The following is a 15,172-nucleotide window of genomic DNA, read 5'->3' as shown; positions in this document are numbered from 1 at the left end:
TCACTTGGCTCAAACCCGGCAATCGCGAGACTTCGAGCAAAAAGCCGGACAACTAAATTACGAAAATGCGACACGCATTTTGTGCACCATCTGTTACCACACCCATTTTTAGTGGCACCAAACTGGAGCAAAGCCTTGGAAAATTCGCCTCTTGTGCTGGAATCGCCCAGCGGAACCGCCGATAGCTGCGTCATTTGGTTGCATGGCCTGGGGGCAACCCAGCATGACTTCGAACCCGTTGCCGAATTGTTGCAGCGCAGCCTGATCTCGACCCGTTTCGTGCTGCCCCAGGCGCCGACCCAGGCGGTCACCATCAATGGCGGCTGGGCCATGCCCTCCTGGTACGACATCCTGGCCATGAATCCGGCCCGGGCCATCGACCGCGCCCAGCTGGAAACATCGGCCGCCACGGTACGGGCCCTGATCGAGAGCCAGCAGGCCCAGGGCATTCCCGCCGAACGCATCGTGCTGGCCGGTTTCTCCCAGGGTGGTGCCGTGGTGCTGCATACCGCCTACAACACCTCCTGCCCCACCCTGGGTGGTGTCATGGCGCTGTCGACCTACGCGCCCAGCTTCGAAGACGCCCAGGTCAATCGCGGTGGGGCGACCCCGGCGCTGTGCCTGCATGGCGACCAGGACGATGTGGTTCCCCTAGCCCTCGGGCGCGCAGCCTACGAGGCGCTGGTGGCCGCGGGCGTGGAAGCGCTCTGGCACAGTTATCCCATGCGCCACGAGGTGATTCCGGCGGAAATCCAGGATATCCAGGACTGGCTGCTGGCACGTCTCGGCGGAAAATAAAGCGCGAATCACCGGACCGCTTCGTTTTTGGAAACCGGTCGACAATTTGCGGAATCTGGGGGCGAATGGAGGCCCGGAAAGGGCAAAGCGAACGAACTTTGGGGTACCCATCCGGTCCAGTAGGGGTGCCTGAAGGTCGTGATGTGCATGGAGCAGCTATGGCCCGAGTTTTCCTTTCAGCCCCCGGGGTGATCCTTTGATGGCCGCCCCCTTGTCGGCCTGGCTGGCCGAAGTCCCGGTCGCTTCCCTGAAGGACCTGCGCCTGTTCAAGGGCGTGGAGACCCATCTGCTGGAAGCCCTGATCGCCCGCTCGGCCACCCGCAGCCTGGTCGCTGGTGAGTGCCTGCTCTCGCCCGCCGTGATCAACCAGTACATGTACCTCGTTCTGGAAGGTCGCCTGCGGGTCCACCTGGGCTCGCCGGAAAATCCGCCCATCTATCTGCTCGGTCCGGGTGAGTGCTCGGGCGAAATCAGCTTCATGGACAGCGAGCGGCCCAGCGCCCACGTCATCGCCGAAGCCGATACCCTGGTGCTCTGCCTGCATCGCGATCTGGTGCTGGAGCTGATCGAACGCTCTTCCAAGGCCATGCACAACCTGCTCGGCATCCTCTGCGAGCGGATGCGCCGCGGCAATCAGCTCATCGTCGACACCGAACGCAACGCCAACGTCGACACCCTGACCGGCCTCTTCAACCGTCGGCGTCTCGAGCAGCTGTTCGAGCGCGAAAGCACCCGTTGCGCCTTCAACCGGCAGCCGCTGAGCCTGCTGATGCTGGATGTCGATCACTTCAAGCGCTACAACGATACCCATGGCCACCTGGCGGGTGACTACGCCCTGTGCCTGGTCGCCAACACCCTGCGTGACCAGCTGCGGCCCAAGGACAGCATGGCGCGCTATGGCGGTGAAGAGTTCGTCATCCTACTGCCGGAAATCGATCGCGACGAAGCGATCGCCATCGCCGAGCGCCTGCGCCAGAGTCTGGCGGAGATCAAGGATTTCTATTCGCCCTGCGGCAGGTTGCCGGGGGTTACCGTCTCCATCGGCCTGGCGCAGATGCGCAAGGCCGACTCCCTGGATGAACTGGTCGGACGTGCGGACAAATCGCTCTACCAGGCCAAGGATGCCGGGCGCAATCGGATCAGTGGCTGACCGGATTGCGCCTGCGTTCGGCAGGTAGTTGTTGCCGGGCACGTAGGTTGCTTTACACTGCGGTCTCATTCCGCTTTCGATGATCGAGACCCTCCGTGCTCAAGGCACTCAAAAAATTTCTGGGCAAGGATCAGGAGGTCGCTCAGCCGACTCCCTCCCCTGCGCCCCAAGCTACCCCCAGCGTCGCTCCTGCAGCCCCCGCCTCTCCTGCACCCATCGCGCCCGAGCCTCAGGTCGAGCGTGTGCCACGCAAACCGCGCACCCCAGGCGAATCCCGTAGCCAGGAGCCTCGTGCCCAGGTCGAAAAACAGGAACCTCGCGCCCAGGCGGAAAAATCCGCCAAGCCGCGCCGCGAGCGCAGCCCGCGCAAGCCCAAGCCGGTCGACACCTGGAAACTGGAAGACTTCGCGGTCGAACCGCAGGAAGGCAAGACGCGCTTCCATGACTTCAAGCTGGATCCGCGGCTGATGCACGGCATCCATGACCTTGGCTTTCCCTACTGCACGCCGATCCAGGCGGAAGTACTGGGCTTCACCCTCAAGGGCAAGGACGCCATCGGCCGTGCCCAGACCGGCACCGGCAAGACCGCCGCCTTCCTGATCTCGACGATCACCCAGCTGCTGACCACTCCGCCGCCCAAGGAAAGATACATGGGCGAGCCGCGGGCGCTGATCATCGCGCCGACCCGCGAACTGGTGGTGCAGATCGCCAACGACGCCCTGGACCTGGCCAAGTACACCGGGCTCAACGTCATGAGCTTTGTCGGCGGCATGGACTTCGACAAGCAGCTCAAGCAGCTCGAAGCGCGCTACTGCGACATCCTGGTTGCCACCCCGGGCCGTCTGCTGGACTTCAACCAGCGCGGCGAGGTGCACCTGGACATGGTCGAGGTCATGGTGCTGGACGAGGCCGACCGCATGCTGGACATGGGCTTCATCCCCCAGGTTCGCCAGATCATTCGCCAGACCCCGCCCAAGAGCGAACGCCAGACCCTGCTGTTCTCCGCCACCTTCACCGACGACGTGATGAATCTGGCGCGGCAGTGGACCACCGATCCGGCCATCGTCGAGATCGAGCCGGAAAACGTGGCCAGCGACACCGTCGAGCAGCACGTCTATGCGGTGTCCTCCAGCGACAAGTACCGCCTGCTCTACAACCTGGTCGCCCAGAACAACTGGGAGCGGGTGATGGTGTTCGCCAACCGGCGTGACGAGGTGCGCCGCATCGAGGAGCGCCTGACCAAGGACGGCATCAGCGCCGCCCAGATGTCCGGCGACGTGCCCCAGCACAAGCGCATCAAGACCCTGGAAGGCTTCCGTGCCGGCAAGATCCGCGTGCTGGTAGCCACCGACGTGGCCGGCCGCGGCATCCACGTCGACGGCATCAGCCACGTGATCAACTTCACCCTGCCGGAAGACCCGGACGACTACGTGCACCGCATCGGCCGTACCGGTCGCGCCGGCGCCACCGGCACCTCCATCAGCTTCGCTGGCGAGGACGACGCCTTCGCCCTGCCGCCCATCGAAACCCTGCTGGGCCGCAAGATCTCCTGCGAAATGCCTCCAGCCGAGTTGCTCAAGCCGGTGCCGCGGCAGCGTTGAGGCCAGCTCCACTGCCGCAGGGTTGTCCGCCGGCCTCCCAAGAACAGCCGGCACCTCTGTAGGGTGGATAGCGGCGCGGCCCTATCCACCTGCAACGTTGCGTGCCAGGTGGAAAACGCTGACGCGGTTTTCCACCCTACTTGTCACCCCTTCGACCAGCGGCCGGCAGCATCCTGATCGCTAGCGCGACCTTCCACCCAGCGCGGGCCTTCGGCCGTATCTTCCTTCTTCCAGAAGGGGGCGCGGGTCTTGAGGTAGTCCATCACGAAATTGCAGGCGTCGAAGGCAGCCTGGCGATGGGCGCTGGCGGTGCCGACGAAGACGATGGGCTCGCCTGGCTCCAGTCGGCCGATGCGATGCAGGATATCGACCCTGAGCAGCGGCCAGCGCTGGTTCGCCTCTTCGACGATGCGCGCCAGGGCCTTTTCGGTCATGCCGGGAAAGTGCTCGAGAAACAACCCGCCGACGTCCCGGCCGTCATTGAAATCCCGCACGTAACCCACGAAGCCCACCACGGCACCGATGCCGGTGTTGGCGGCATGCAGGGCATTGAGTTCCTGGCCGGGATCGAAGGCCTCGGCCTGCACACGGATAGTCATGCTCAACCCCCAGTCACGGTCGGAAAGAAGGCGACCTCGTCACCCTCGCGCAACGGCTCGGCCAGCCCGCAGAGCTCCTCGTTGCGGGCGCACATCAGACCGCGCTCGCCCAGGGTCTCGGCCCAGATCCCGCCGCGCTGGACCAGGTGTTCACGCAGGTCGCCCACGGTGGCCAGGTCAGGCTCCCAGGCCAGGCTGTCCTCGGCGAGGCCCAGCACTTCGCGATAGCGGGCGAAGAATTGCACGCGGATCATGCCGGTTGCTCCTCGGCGCGGAAGTGGCCACTCTTGCCGCCATGCTTTTCCAGCAGCCGCACCGCCTCGATGGTCATGCCCCGATCGACCGCCTTGCACATGTCGTAAAGGGTCAGGGCCGCGACACTGGCGGCGGTCAGGGCCTCCATCTCCACGCCGGTCTGACCGGACAGCTTGCAGGTGGCGGTGATCCGCACCCCATCGGGGGCTTCGGCGACCAGCTGGACCTTGACGCCGGTCAGCATAAGCGGATGGCAGAGCGGGATGAGGTCGGCAGTCTTCTTGGCTGCCTGGATGCCGGCGATACGCGCCACGGCGAAGACGTCGCCCTTGGGGTGACCGCCGCTCTGGATCAGGTCGAGGGTTTCCGGACGCATGCGCACCCGGGCTTCGGCGGTGGCTTCACGGAAGGTCACCTGCTTGTCGGTGACATCGACCATGTTGGCACGGCCTTGGGAATCGAGATGGGTCAGCACGGCATGACTCCTGGAAAGGACCTGCCATTGTAGACCTGCGGCTGGGGATTTGATCCCCGCCCGTGACCGGACGGGGATCGAGGGCATTACAGATGGGACTCTGCGTATTCGGCGAGGATGGACCGGGGCACGCCCTGCAGGGTGATGTGCACGCCGTGGTTGAAGCCCTTGAAGCGCTCGGACAGGTAGGTGAGGCCGGAGCTGGTGGCCGAGAGATAGGGCGTATCGATCTGCGCCAGGTTACCCAGACAGATCACCTTGGAGCCGCTGCCGGCACGGGTGATGATGGTCTTCATCTGGTGCGGGGTGAGGTTCTGGCATTCGTCGATGAGGATCAGACTCTGCTGGAAACTGCGACCGCGGATGTAGTTCAGCGACTTGAACTGCAACGGTACCTTGCTCAGGATGTAGTCCACGCTGCCGTGGGGGTTGTGGTCGTCCATGTGCAGGGCTTCGAGGTTGTCGGTGATGGCACCCAGCCAGGGCTCCATCTTCTCGGCCTCGGTCCCGGGCAGGAAGCCGATGTCCTCGTCCAGGCCCTGAACGCTGCGGGTGGCGATGATCCGCCGGTATCTCTTGGTGACCATGGTCTGTTCGATGGCCGCGGCCAGCGCCAGGATGGTCTTGCCCGAGCCTGCCGCGCCGGTCAGGTTGACCAGATGAATGTCGGGCTCCAGCAGGGCGAACAGCGCCAGCGCCTGGTAGATGTCCCGCGGTTTCAGCCCCCAGGCCTCCTGGTGCATCAGGGGTTCCTGGTGCATGTCGAGCAGGATGACCTCGCCGTCGCGCACCGCCTTGACCCAGCCGACGAAGCCCTGCTCGTCGAGCACGAAGTCATTGACGTTGAACGGTGGCATCTCGGCCGACAGCTGCACCCGGTGCCAGACGCGACCCAGCTCCTGCCGACTTTCCACCTTGCTCACGTTATCCCAGAAGGACCCCGGCAGATTGTGATAACCCTGGGACAGCAGGGAGACGTCGTCGAGCAACTGGTCGGTCTGGTAGTCCTCGGCGGCGATGCCGCAGCCACGCGCCTTGAGGCGCATGTTGATGTCCTTGGTCACCAGCACGACCCGCTCCTGGGGATGCTGGGTGCGCAATTCGACGAGCTGGTTGATGATGCGGTTGTCGTTGATGTCGTCGGGCAGACAGGCCATGGGCCCGGCGCGGCGGCTCATGAGGATGGACAACCGCCCCTTGGCCTCGCCCTTGCCGCGGGGGATGGGCACGCCCCGCTCGACGTCCTCGGGTGAGGATTCGGCGAGCACGCTGTCGATCAGCCGGATCGCCTGCCGGCATTCCGCGGCAACGTTGTGCTTGCCGGTCTTGAGCTTGTCGAGTTCCTCCAGGACCGTCATGGGAATGGCAACGTGGTGCTCCTCGAAGTTGAGCAGCGCGTTGGGGTCGTGGATCAGTACGTTGGTGTCGAGCACATAGAGGGTGGGCTGGGTGGGGCGGGAACGTCCGTGATCATCCATACTCGGTCACCTCGTAGAAACGCTTGACTCGCAAGCCTGTCGACGGAGCGCCAGACGACGCTCCGCTGCGAAAGGTGCCGTCGCTCCAACAACGGGTTCACGGACCGGCCAACATGAGGGCACGGGACCCGGGAGATGCGACGGACACTTCGGTAATAACGCAAAAGACCTGAGGCACAAAAGCTTTTTTTGGCCGTACCCGATTTTTTTCGCGCGCCCCTATTTCCTGCCTCCTGACCCGGCAACCTCGCCTCGGGAACGTGGTCAATACCTATCGATCCCATCGGCAAGGCCCACTGGAGCCCGGCGACGGAGACTTCTAGAATGGCGCCTCGCCAAGAGGAGCCAAGCCGATGCTGATGGTGATTTCACCCGCCAAGACGCTGGACTACAGCACACCGCCGAGCACGTCCCGCCATACCCTGCCGCAATACCTCGAGCATTCCCGCGAACTGATCGACGGGCTCCGCCTGCTCGCCCCGGCTGAGGTCGCCGCGCTCATGGGGGTGTCCGACAAGATCGCCACGCTCAATGTCGCCCGCTTCGGCAGCTGGACCCCGGATTTCACGCCGGAGAATGCCAAGCAGGCGTTGCTGGCGTTCAAAGGCGACGTCTACACCGGCCTTGCCGCCGAGGACTTCCAGGAAGACGACTTCGACTTCGCCCAGCGGCACCTGCGCATGCTGTCCGGACTCTATGGCCTGTTGCGCCCTCTCGACCTCATGCAACCCTATCGCCTGGAGATGGGCACCAAGTTCGCCAATTCGCGCGGCAAGGACCTCTATGCCTTCTGGGGCGACCTTATCAGTGACTGGCTCAAGGCGGATCTTGCGGCCCAGGGTGACGAGGTCCTGCTGAATCTGGCCTCGAACGAGTATTTCAGCGCGGTGCGCCGCACGCGCCTGCAGGCCCGGATCGTGGATGTGGAGTTTCGCGATCTCAAGAATGGCGATTACAAGATCATCAGCTTCTACGCCAAGAAGGCACGGGGCCTGATGGCGCGGCACGTGATCAGGCAACGCGTCCCCACGGTGGACGACCTGCGCGATTTCGGTGACCAGGGTTATCGCTACTCGACCGAGCGTTCCTCGACCGACAAGCTGGTGTTTCTGCGCGATACACCGCCGAATTAGCCGAGCGAATCGACGGATGGCACAATTGCCCGCACGCGGGGCCATCGAACTGGCTAGAGGGTCACATTCGGTGCCTGCCATCCGTGAAAGACTGTCATCTCCCTCCAATAAAAAAGGTTTCAGCCCCGTAGCGGAGACGTTCCAGGCGCGAAAAGTTGCCGGACCTCTCAAAACCGCTGCCTTTCCGAAAAAAGGAAAATTCGCTGAGAACCACTTTCGTTTGATTCTGTCTTTGTCTGGTCCTTGCCCCGGGTCATGCTGGCCAATGGCAATCAGTCCGCACGTTCAATTTGTACCGGCCGACCTTTCGGCCGGTTGATCTTTCGAAGCATGGACGCTTCGTCCCGACCTCAGGGACAGCGGCCACAAATCAGCAGACGCTGAAGGAGTAACGCCCATGATTCCCGTCATCCTGTCCGGTGGTAGCGGCTCGCGACTCTGGCCCCTCTCGCGCAAGCTCTACCCCAAGCAGTTCCTGGCCCTGACCAGCGAACAGACCATGTTCCAGGAGACCATCAATCGCCTGGGCTGCGAGGGCAGCATCGATTGCCCCATCATCGTCTGCAACGCCGAACACCGTTACCTGGTGGAAGAGCAGCTCAAGGCCGTCGAGTGCAAGCCGCAGGCGCTGATCATGGAGCCCTTCGGTCGCAACACCGCGCCGGCCGTGGCCATCGCTGCCATGCAACTGGTCGCTGACGGCAAGGACGACCTGATGCTGGTGCTGCCCGCCGATCACGTGATCGAGGACGAAGCCGAATTCAAGGCCGCCCTGCAACAGGCCGCCGCCGCCGCCGAGCGTGGCGAGATGGTGCTGTTCGGCATTCCGGCCACCGCGCCCGAGACCGGCTACGGCTACATCAAGACCGGTTCCAACGACGGTCTGCCCCAGGGCGTGTCCCGCGTCGAGCGCTTCGTCGAGAAGCCCGATGCCGTCACCGCCACCGAATACGTGGCCTCCGGCGACTACTGCTGGAACAGCGGCATCTTCCTGTTCCGCGCCAGCCGTTTCCTGGAAGAGCTGAAGAAGCACGATACCGACATCTATGACACCTGCCTGCTGGCGCTGGAGCGCAGCAGCATCGACGGCATCAACATCAGCATCGATGCCGCCACCTTCGCCGTCTGCCCGGACAATTCCATCGACTACGCCGTCATGGAAAAGACCACCCGCGCCTGCGTGGTGCCCATGAGCGCCGGCTGGAACGATGTCGGTTCCTGGTCCGCGCTGTGGGACGTGCATGCCAAGGACAACAACGGCAACGTCATCAAGGGCGACGTCGTCCTGCATGACAGCCGCAACTGCCTGGTACACGGCAACGGCAAGCTGGTGACCCTGGTCGGTCTGGAAAACGTGGTCGTGGTGGAAACCAAGGACGCGGTCATGATCGCCCACAAGGACAAGGTCCAGGACGTCAAGAAGCTGGTCAATGCCCTCGAGAAGCAGAACCGCAACGAGGTCAAGGCGCACCAGGAGGTCTTCCGTCCCTGGGGTTCCTACGACTCCATCGACATGGGCCAGCGCTTCCAGGTCAAGCGCATCACCGTCAAGCCGGGCGCTCAGCTGTCGCTGCAGATGCACCACCACCGTGCCGAGCACTGGATCGTGGTCTCCGGTACCGCCGAGGTCACCTGTGACGACAAGGTCTTCCTGCTGACCGAGAACCAGTCCACCTACCTGCCGATGACCTCCGTGCACCGCCTGGCCAACCCCGGCAAGGTACCGCTGGAGCTGATCGAAGTGCAGTCCGGTGGCTACCTGGGCGAAGACGACATCGTCCGCTTCGAGGACATCTACGGCCGCGTCGACACCCAGGCCCTGGAAGTCGCCAAGGCCGGCAAGGCGCCCACGCGCTAAGCACTGCCAGCAGGCACCAAACAGACACCGGCTCAGGCCGGTGTCTGTGTTTTCGGCAGCCGCTCGGCAAAACGGGTTAGGCTTGTCGTTTCCCCTTTTCGCCATCGGATCCGCCGCATGACCGCTCCCACCCTGCTCCGCCTCGATCAACTGGACGAGGCGCTGGCCGCCTACGACGGCTTCATCCTCGACCTCTGGGGCGTGCTGATCGACGGCTACGAGACCTTTCCCGGTGCCCGCGCCTGGCTGCAGCGTCGCGCCGCCGAGGGCAAGCCGGTGTGGTTCCTCAGCAACGCCTCGCGCGATGCGGACGGCATGGTCGAAGAACTGGGCAAGCTGGGCGTGCCACGCGAACTCTTCGCCGGCATCACCACCTCGGGCCAGCTGGCCATCGACGCCTTTCAGCAGGACCCGAAATTCCGCACAGGCAGTATCTACCTCTCCGGTCCTGGCACCGGCCAGGCGGGCTGGCCCGCGGAGATCCGCGCGCGTTTCGTCGAGGACATCGACCAGGCCGCCATCATCCTCGGCGTCGGCAGCTTTCCGGAAGACGAGCTGGAAGCCCGCTTCGCGCCCCTGGCCACCGCCCTGGACAAGCCCTTTCTCTGCGCCAATCCGGATCGCAACGTGGTATCCGGCGGTCTACCCTTCTATGCGGCCGGCAAGCTGGCCGATCGCTTCGCCGCCCTGGGTGGCGCGGTCACCTGGTACGGCAAGCCCGATCCCTATGCCTTCCATTGCGCGGCAGGGGCGCTGGCCGAACGGGGTGCCCAGCGCCTGCTGTTCGTGGGGGATTCCCTGGTGACCGACGTCCCTGGTGCGGTGGCGGCGGACATCGACTGTCTGTGGCTGGCCGCCACCGGCATCCACCGCGAGGCCCTGGGCCTGGACTTCAATCAGGAGCCCACCCGCGAAGGTCTTACCGCCTTGCTGGAGCAGCATCCCGCGCTGCCGCGCTTCGCGGCAGCCGGTCTGGCCTGACCCCCTTTTCCCACATGCCGAGGTATCGATGAGCAAGAAGCACGTAGTGGTCTTCAACCGCCTGCCCGAACAGCTGGTGGAACGCCTGCGCGAACACTTCACGGTCGAGGTGATTCCCTTCAGTGCCAACATCGATCTCTTCGCCGCTTCCGCAGCCAAGGCCCAGGGTCTGATCGGCGCCAGTCGCAAGCTGGGCGAGAAAGAGCTGGAAATGGCCACCACCCTGGAAGCCATCGCCAGTGTTTCGGTCGGCTACGACAGCTATGACGTGGACTACCTGACCGAGCGCGGCATCCTGCTCACCAACACCCCGGACGTGCTCACCGACACCACCGCCGATCTCGGCTTCACCCTGCTGATGAGCGCCGCCCGGCGGGTGCCGGAGCTGGATGCCTTCGTCAAGGCCGGACACTGGCGCAAGGGTATCGGCGAAGAACACTTCGGCACCGACATCCATGGCCGTACACTGGGCATCGTCGGCGCCGGCCGCATCGGCGCGGCCATCGCCAAGCGCGGCCACTTCGGCTTCGACATGCCGATTCTCTATACCGCCAACAGCGCCAAGCCCGAGCTGGAAGAGCAGATGGGTGCCCAGCGCCGCGAACTGGACGACCTGCTCGGGGAAGCCGACTTCGTCTGCCTGGTGGTGCCCCTGTCAGCCGCTACCGAAGGCCTCATCGGGGCACGCGAACTGGGGCTGATGAAGTCCAGCGCCATCCTGATCAACCTGGCGCGTGGCCCGGTCATCGACGAGCCGGCGCTGATCGAGGCGCTGCGCCAGGGCCAGATCCGTGGCGCGGGCCTGGACGTCTATACCCGTGAGCCGCTGGAGGCCTCGCCGCTGTTCGAACTACCCAACGTGGTCACCCTGCCGCACATAGGTTCGGCCACCCACGAGACCCGCTACGCCATGGCCGAACGCGCGGTGAACAACCTGATCGCGGCCCTCGAAGGCAAGCAGCCGACCGATCTGGTCAATCCGGCGGCCCTGGACCGCCGCTAGGCGCCGATCGCCCACCGTCGACCCAGGTGGCGTGCCGTCCGGCCGCTTAAAGGCTATACTGCCGCGCCGCTCTCGGGTCGGCCGCCCTGGCCGGGTGGGCCTCTCTCAGTGTGTCAGGCCACCCCTCCGATCGGGCTCCTTCGCGGCCCGGTCCGTGCGACCCGAATTGCGCGCCCGTCTCGCCACCGTCCGTGGCCGAGACGCAAGAAACCGCCAAGAGGAGCGCGTACATGACCGTGATCAAGCAGGATGACCTGATCCAGAGCGTTGCCGACGCCCTGCAGTTCATCTCCTATTACCACCCCGTCGACTTCATCCAGGCCATGCACGAGGCCTATCTGCGCGAAGAATCCGCCGCCGCGCGCGACTCCATCGCCCAGATCCTGATCAACTCGCGGATGTGCGCCACCGGCCATCGGCCGATCTGCCAGGACACCGGCATCGTCACCGTCTTTGCCAGGGTCGGCATGGACGTGCGCTGGGACGGCGCCACCCTGAGCCTGGACGAGATGATCAACGAGGGCGTCCGTCGCGCCTACAACCTGCCGGAAAACGTCCTGCGCGCCTCGATCCTGGCCGACCCGGCCGGTGCTCGCAAGAACACCAAGGACAACACCCCGGCGGTGATCCACTACCAGATCGTCCCCGGCAACACCGTGGAGATCGATGTCGCGGCCAAGGGCGGCGGCTCCGAGAACAAGTCGAAGATGGCCATGCTCAACCCGTCCGACTCCATCGTCGACTGGGTGCTCAAGACCGTGCCGACCATGGGCGCCGGCTGGTGCCCGCCGGGCATGCTGGGCATCGGCATCGGCGGCACCGCCGAGAAGGCCGCGGTGCTGGCCAAGGAATCGCTGATGGACGAGATCGACATCCATGAGCTCAAGGCCCGCGGCCCGCAGAGTCGCCTGGAAGAGCTGCGCCTGGAGATCTTCGACAAGGTCAACCAGCTGGGCATCGGCGCCCAGGGCCTGGGTGGCCTGACCACGGTGCTCGACGTCAAGATCAAGGATTACCCGACTCACGCCGCCTCGCTGCCGGTGTGCATGATCCCCAACTGCGCCGCCACCCGTCACGCCCACTTCGTGCTCGACGGCTCCGGTCCCGCAGCCCTGGAGGCCCCGCCGCTGGACGCCTATCCGGAAATCGTCTGGGAAGCCGGTCCGAGCGCTCGTCGCGTCGACCTCGACACCCTGACCCCGGAAGAGGTGCAGAGCTGGCAGCCCGGCGAGACCGTGCTGCTCAACGGCAAGATGCTGACCGGTCGCGATGCCGCCCACAAGCGCATGGTCGACATGCTCAACAAGGGCGAGTCGCTGCCGGTGGACCTCAAGGGCCGCTTCATCTACTACGTCGGCCCGGTCGATCCAGTGGGCGACGAGGTGGTCGGCCCGGCCGGTCCCACCACGGCGACCCGCATGGACAAGTTCACTCGCCAGATCCTCGACCAGACCGGTCTGCTGGGCATGATCGGCAAGTCCGAGCGTGGCCCCATCGCCATCGAGGCGATCAAGGACCACAAGGCGGTCTACCTGATGGCCGTGGGCGGCGCTGCCTACCTGGTGGCCCAGGCCATCAAGGGCTCCCAGGTGCTGGCCTTCCCGGAACTGGGGATGGAAGCCATCTATGAGTTCGAGGTGAAGGACATGCCGGTGACCGTGGCCGTCGATACCCGTGGCGAGTCGGTGCACATCACTGGCCCGCAGGTGTGGCAGAAGAAGATCGCCGACAGCCTCGCCGTCGAGATCTAGGTTCCGTCCCACGAAAAAGCCCAGCTCAGTGCTGGGCTTTTTTCATTCAGCGCCTGGGTTCCAGCACTTGCCACTGCTCCAGCCAGTCATGGCGGATAAACACCTGGCCCTGGGTCCGCACTCGTCGCACCTCGTCCAGGTCCAGGTCGGCATAGAGCCACTGGCCGATGTCCGGACAGAGTTCTGCGCTCTGGGCGATCACGCCGTCCGCGGGCATGCCACGATCCGGCGGGACAAAGAGCCCGGCGCGGCCGACATTTTCGTCCAGCGCCGGCGACCAGGATGCCAACCCCACCGTCGGTGACTGCAATACGGCGACCTGGTTTTCCAGCGCCCGGGCCTGGGCACCGACCCGCACCCGGTGGAAGCCGGCGACGGTATCGGTACAACTCGGCACCAGGATCAGGTCCGCGCCCGCCTCGGCCAGGTGGCGGCCCAGCAGCGGGAATTCGCTGTCGTAGCAGATCAGGATGCCGAGACGCCCGAGGGCCGTATCGAATGTCCGCAAACCTTGGCGGCCGCCGGAAATGTCCCACTCCTCTCGCTCGAAGCGGGTCATCATCAGCTTGTCCTGATGGCCCAGGCAGCCTTCGGGACCAAACAGCCAGGCGCGATTGCGGTACCGGCCATCGTCATCGAGGACGGGAAGCGAACCGGGCAACAGGTACAACCGCAGCCGGCGTGCCAGACTTTCACAGAGGTCGCGCCAAGCCGGAATCAGTGGCTGGATGCCGGCAATGGAGCCCTGCAGGTCGCTGCGCTCGTCGGGAGGCAGCTGGCCGCTGAGCACCAGGCCGGCGTATTCAGGCAATAGCAGCAGCTGGCTGCCTTCGGCCGCGGCTTCCTCGCAGAGATCGGTCAGGTGCGCAGCGTAGGCGTCCCAGGACTCCAGCAGGTCGATGGCGTATTGGCAGGCGGCGAGGCGGATCATGGCAACTCCTTTAGCCAGAAGGTCATGGGCTTGGGCGACTCGAATGCTTCGTCGAGATCCTGCCACCGGTACTGGGTGGTCAGCGTCGGCCGTTCGGTGAAGCCCTGACGCTGCCAGAGGCTGTGTAGCGGTTTGTAGTGCGGCGGCCGCCGGGGATGGTCGTCCGGACGCTGCACGGCGCAAAAGGCACACCAGGCGAAGCGCCCCAGCTGCCGCGCCCGGGCCTCGCGTTCGGCAAAGAAGCGCCGGCCAAGTCCCTGGCCGCGGTAGGCCGGCAGTAGCAGGGACTCACCAAAGTAGTAAATCCGCTCTACTGGCCAGCCACTGGCGAGGAAGGGCTGCTGGAATTCCGTGGTCTCGTCCGCCAGCGGCAGGGCGGTGGCAGCGCCCACTACCCGGCCGGCATCGCGGACCAGCACGCAGAGGCTGTCCGGCGACTGGGCGTAGGTCTGCAGATAGCGGGACTCGTAGTCCGGGGTGCCGTCGTAGAGATAGGGAAATTCGCGAAAGACCGTGATACGCAGGGTGGCGAGTTCGGGGATCAGCGGGGCGATGGCAGCGCCGTGGAGGAGTTGGATGTCCATGGACTCTTCTGGTTAAGCAGGAGACGTGAATGGCTATGTCGGCCTCGTAGCGGCACCCTACCATGCGCGGGCAATGCCATTTTTTCGTTCACGACAGGAACCGCCATGACCACGACCGACCTCATCGACGCCTACTACGCCGCCTTCAATGCCGGCGACATGGACATCTTTCTGGAGTTGCTCACCGATGATGTGGTCCACGACATCAACCAGGGCGAGCGGCAGGTGGGCAAAGCCGCCTTCGCGGCCTTCATGGCACACATGAATCGCTGCTATCGCGAACGCCTGACCGATTTGGTCGTCATGGCCGAACCCAGCGGGCGCCGCGCCGCCGCCGAATTCGTCATCCATGGCGAGTACCTGGCCAGCGACGAAGGCCTGCCGCCGGCCAGCGGCCAGACCTACCACCTGCCGGTGGGAGCCTTCTTCGAGATCCGCGACGACAAGGTGGCGCGGGTGACCAACTACTACAACCTCAACGACTGGATCGCCCAGGTCGGTGGCTGACGTCCGTCAGTTCACGGGAGCGCCGTCCCCTCGGCAGGGGTCGCATGGAGATCACCCCTGACCCAGGA

General features: G+C 64.7%; 15 protein-coding genes. 9 read left to right on the top strand and 6 right to left on the bottom strand.

Annotated features, from left to right (window positions below; all coding sequences use genetic code 11):
• The first annotated feature begins 153 nt into the window (after positions 1-153).
• The 3 genes from QE393_RS01415 to rhlB all read left to right on the top strand — a co-directional run bounded on the left by QE393_RS01415 (position 154) and on the right by rhlB (position 3,549).
• On the top strand, positions 154-798 hold the full coding sequence (locus QE393_RS01415; RefSeq protein WP_273810343.1) for an alpha/beta hydrolase: 645 nt from the start codon (positions 154-156) through the stop codon (positions 796-798).
• 199 nt (positions 799-997) lie between these two features.
• On the top strand, positions 998-1,948 hold the full coding sequence (locus tag QE393_RS01410) for a GGDEF domain-containing protein (protein ID WP_133862099.1): 951 nt from the start codon (positions 998-1,000) through the stop codon (positions 1,946-1,948).
• A 95-nt stretch (positions 1,949-2,043) separates the two neighbouring features.
• A complete protein-coding gene (gene rhlB / locus QE393_RS01405) occupies positions 2,044-3,549 on the top strand; it encodes an ATP-dependent RNA helicase RhlB (protein ID WP_273809984.1) in 1,506 nt (501 codons plus the stop codon).
• A gap of 143 nt (positions 3,550-3,692) precedes the next feature.
• Here rhlB and moaE read toward each other — a convergent pair whose 3' ends face one another.
• From moaE to QE393_RS01385, 4 genes are all read right to left on the bottom strand, one after another.
• On the bottom strand, positions 3,693-4,148 hold the full coding sequence (gene moaE, locus QE393_RS01400) for a molybdopterin synthase catalytic subunit MoaE (protein WP_273809985.1): 456 nt from the start codon (positions 4,146-4,148) through the stop codon (positions 3,693-3,695).
• Positions 4,149-4,150: 2 nt separating this feature from the next.
• Entirely contained in the window at positions 4,151-4,402 is a 252-nt protein-coding gene (locus QE393_RS01395) for a MoaD/ThiS family protein (protein WP_133862102.1), read from the bottom strand.
• Positions 4,399-4,878, bottom strand: coding sequence for a cyclic pyranopterin monophosphate synthase MoaC (gene moaC, locus QE393_RS01390; protein WP_273809986.1), 480 nt, complete (start codon positions 4,876-4,878; stop codon positions 4,399-4,401). Before moaC ends, QE393_RS01395 begins: the two co-directional genes overlap by 4 nt.
• An 86-nt stretch (positions 4,879-4,964) precedes the next feature.
• Entirely contained in the window at positions 4,965-6,356 is a 1,392-nt protein-coding gene (locus tag QE393_RS01385; protein WP_273809987.1) for a PhoH family protein, read from the bottom strand.
• Positions 6,357-6,709: 353 nt separating this feature from the next.
• On the opposite strand from QE393_RS01385, the gene yaaA reads away from it, so the two are divergent.
• The 5 genes from yaaA (at position 6,710) to QE393_RS01360 (ending at position 13,082) form a co-directional block, all read left to right on the top strand.
• Positions 6,710-7,489: a peroxide stress protein YaaA gene (yaaA, locus tag QE393_RS01380; RefSeq protein WP_273809988.1), complete on the top strand. Its 780-nt coding sequence runs from the start codon at positions 6,710-6,712 to the stop codon at positions 7,487-7,489.
• Between the two features lie 397 nt (positions 7,490-7,886).
• The gene (locus QE393_RS01375; protein ID WP_187981188.1) at positions 7,887-9,347 is read left to right on the top strand and encodes a mannose-1-phosphate guanylyltransferase/mannose-6-phosphate isomerase; all 1,461 of its coding nucleotides are present in this window, start codon (positions 7,887-7,889) and stop codon (positions 9,345-9,347) included.
• A gap of 117 nt (positions 9,348-9,464) precedes the next feature.
• Positions 9,465-10,328, top strand: a complete 864-nt coding sequence (locus QE393_RS01370) for a TIGR01459 family HAD-type hydrolase (protein WP_273809989.1) — start codon at positions 9,465-9,467, stop codon at positions 10,326-10,328.
• A 28-nt stretch (positions 10,329-10,356) separates the two neighbouring features.
• Positions 10,357-11,331, top strand: a complete 975-nt coding sequence (locus tag QE393_RS01365; protein WP_273809990.1) for a D-glycerate dehydrogenase — start codon at positions 10,357-10,359, stop codon at positions 11,329-11,331.
• Positions 11,332-11,561: 230 nt separating this feature from the next.
• Positions 11,562-13,082: a fumarate hydratase gene (locus QE393_RS01360; protein WP_273809991.1), complete on the top strand. Its 1,521-nt coding sequence runs from the start codon at positions 11,562-11,564 to the stop codon at positions 13,080-13,082.
• Between the two features lie 46 nt (positions 13,083-13,128).
• On the opposite strand, the gene QE393_RS01355 is transcribed toward QE393_RS01360, so the two are convergent.
• Together QE393_RS01355 and QE393_RS01350 are read right to left on the bottom strand one after the other, a co-directional pair.
• Positions 13,129-14,013, bottom strand: a complete 885-nt coding sequence (locus QE393_RS01355) for a carbon-nitrogen hydrolase family protein (protein WP_273809993.1) — start codon at positions 14,011-14,013, stop codon at positions 13,129-13,131.
• A complete protein-coding gene (locus QE393_RS01350; RefSeq protein WP_273809995.1) occupies positions 14,010-14,597 on the bottom strand; it encodes a GNAT family N-acetyltransferase in 588 nt (195 codons plus the stop codon). The genes QE393_RS01355 and QE393_RS01350 overlap by 4 nt, the downstream gene beginning before the upstream one ends.
• A gap of 105 nt (positions 14,598-14,702) precedes the next feature.
• Between QE393_RS01350 and QE393_RS01345 the strand changes: the two genes are divergently transcribed.
• Positions 14,703-15,104: a ketosteroid isomerase-related protein gene (locus QE393_RS01345; RefSeq protein ID WP_273809996.1), complete on the top strand. Its 402-nt coding sequence runs from the start codon at positions 14,703-14,705 to the stop codon at positions 15,102-15,104.
• The last annotated feature ends 68 nt before the right edge of the window (positions 15,105-15,172 follow it).

This window comes from Pseudomonas sp. SORGH_AS_0211, from assembly GCF_031453455.1.
Taxonomy (GTDB): Bacteria; Pseudomonadota; Gammaproteobacteria; order Pseudomonadales; family Pseudomonadaceae; genus Chryseomonas; species Chryseomonas aestiva.
The sequence above is the reverse complement of the archived record's forward strand: the minus strand, read 5'-3'. Positions and strand labels throughout refer to the sequence as shown.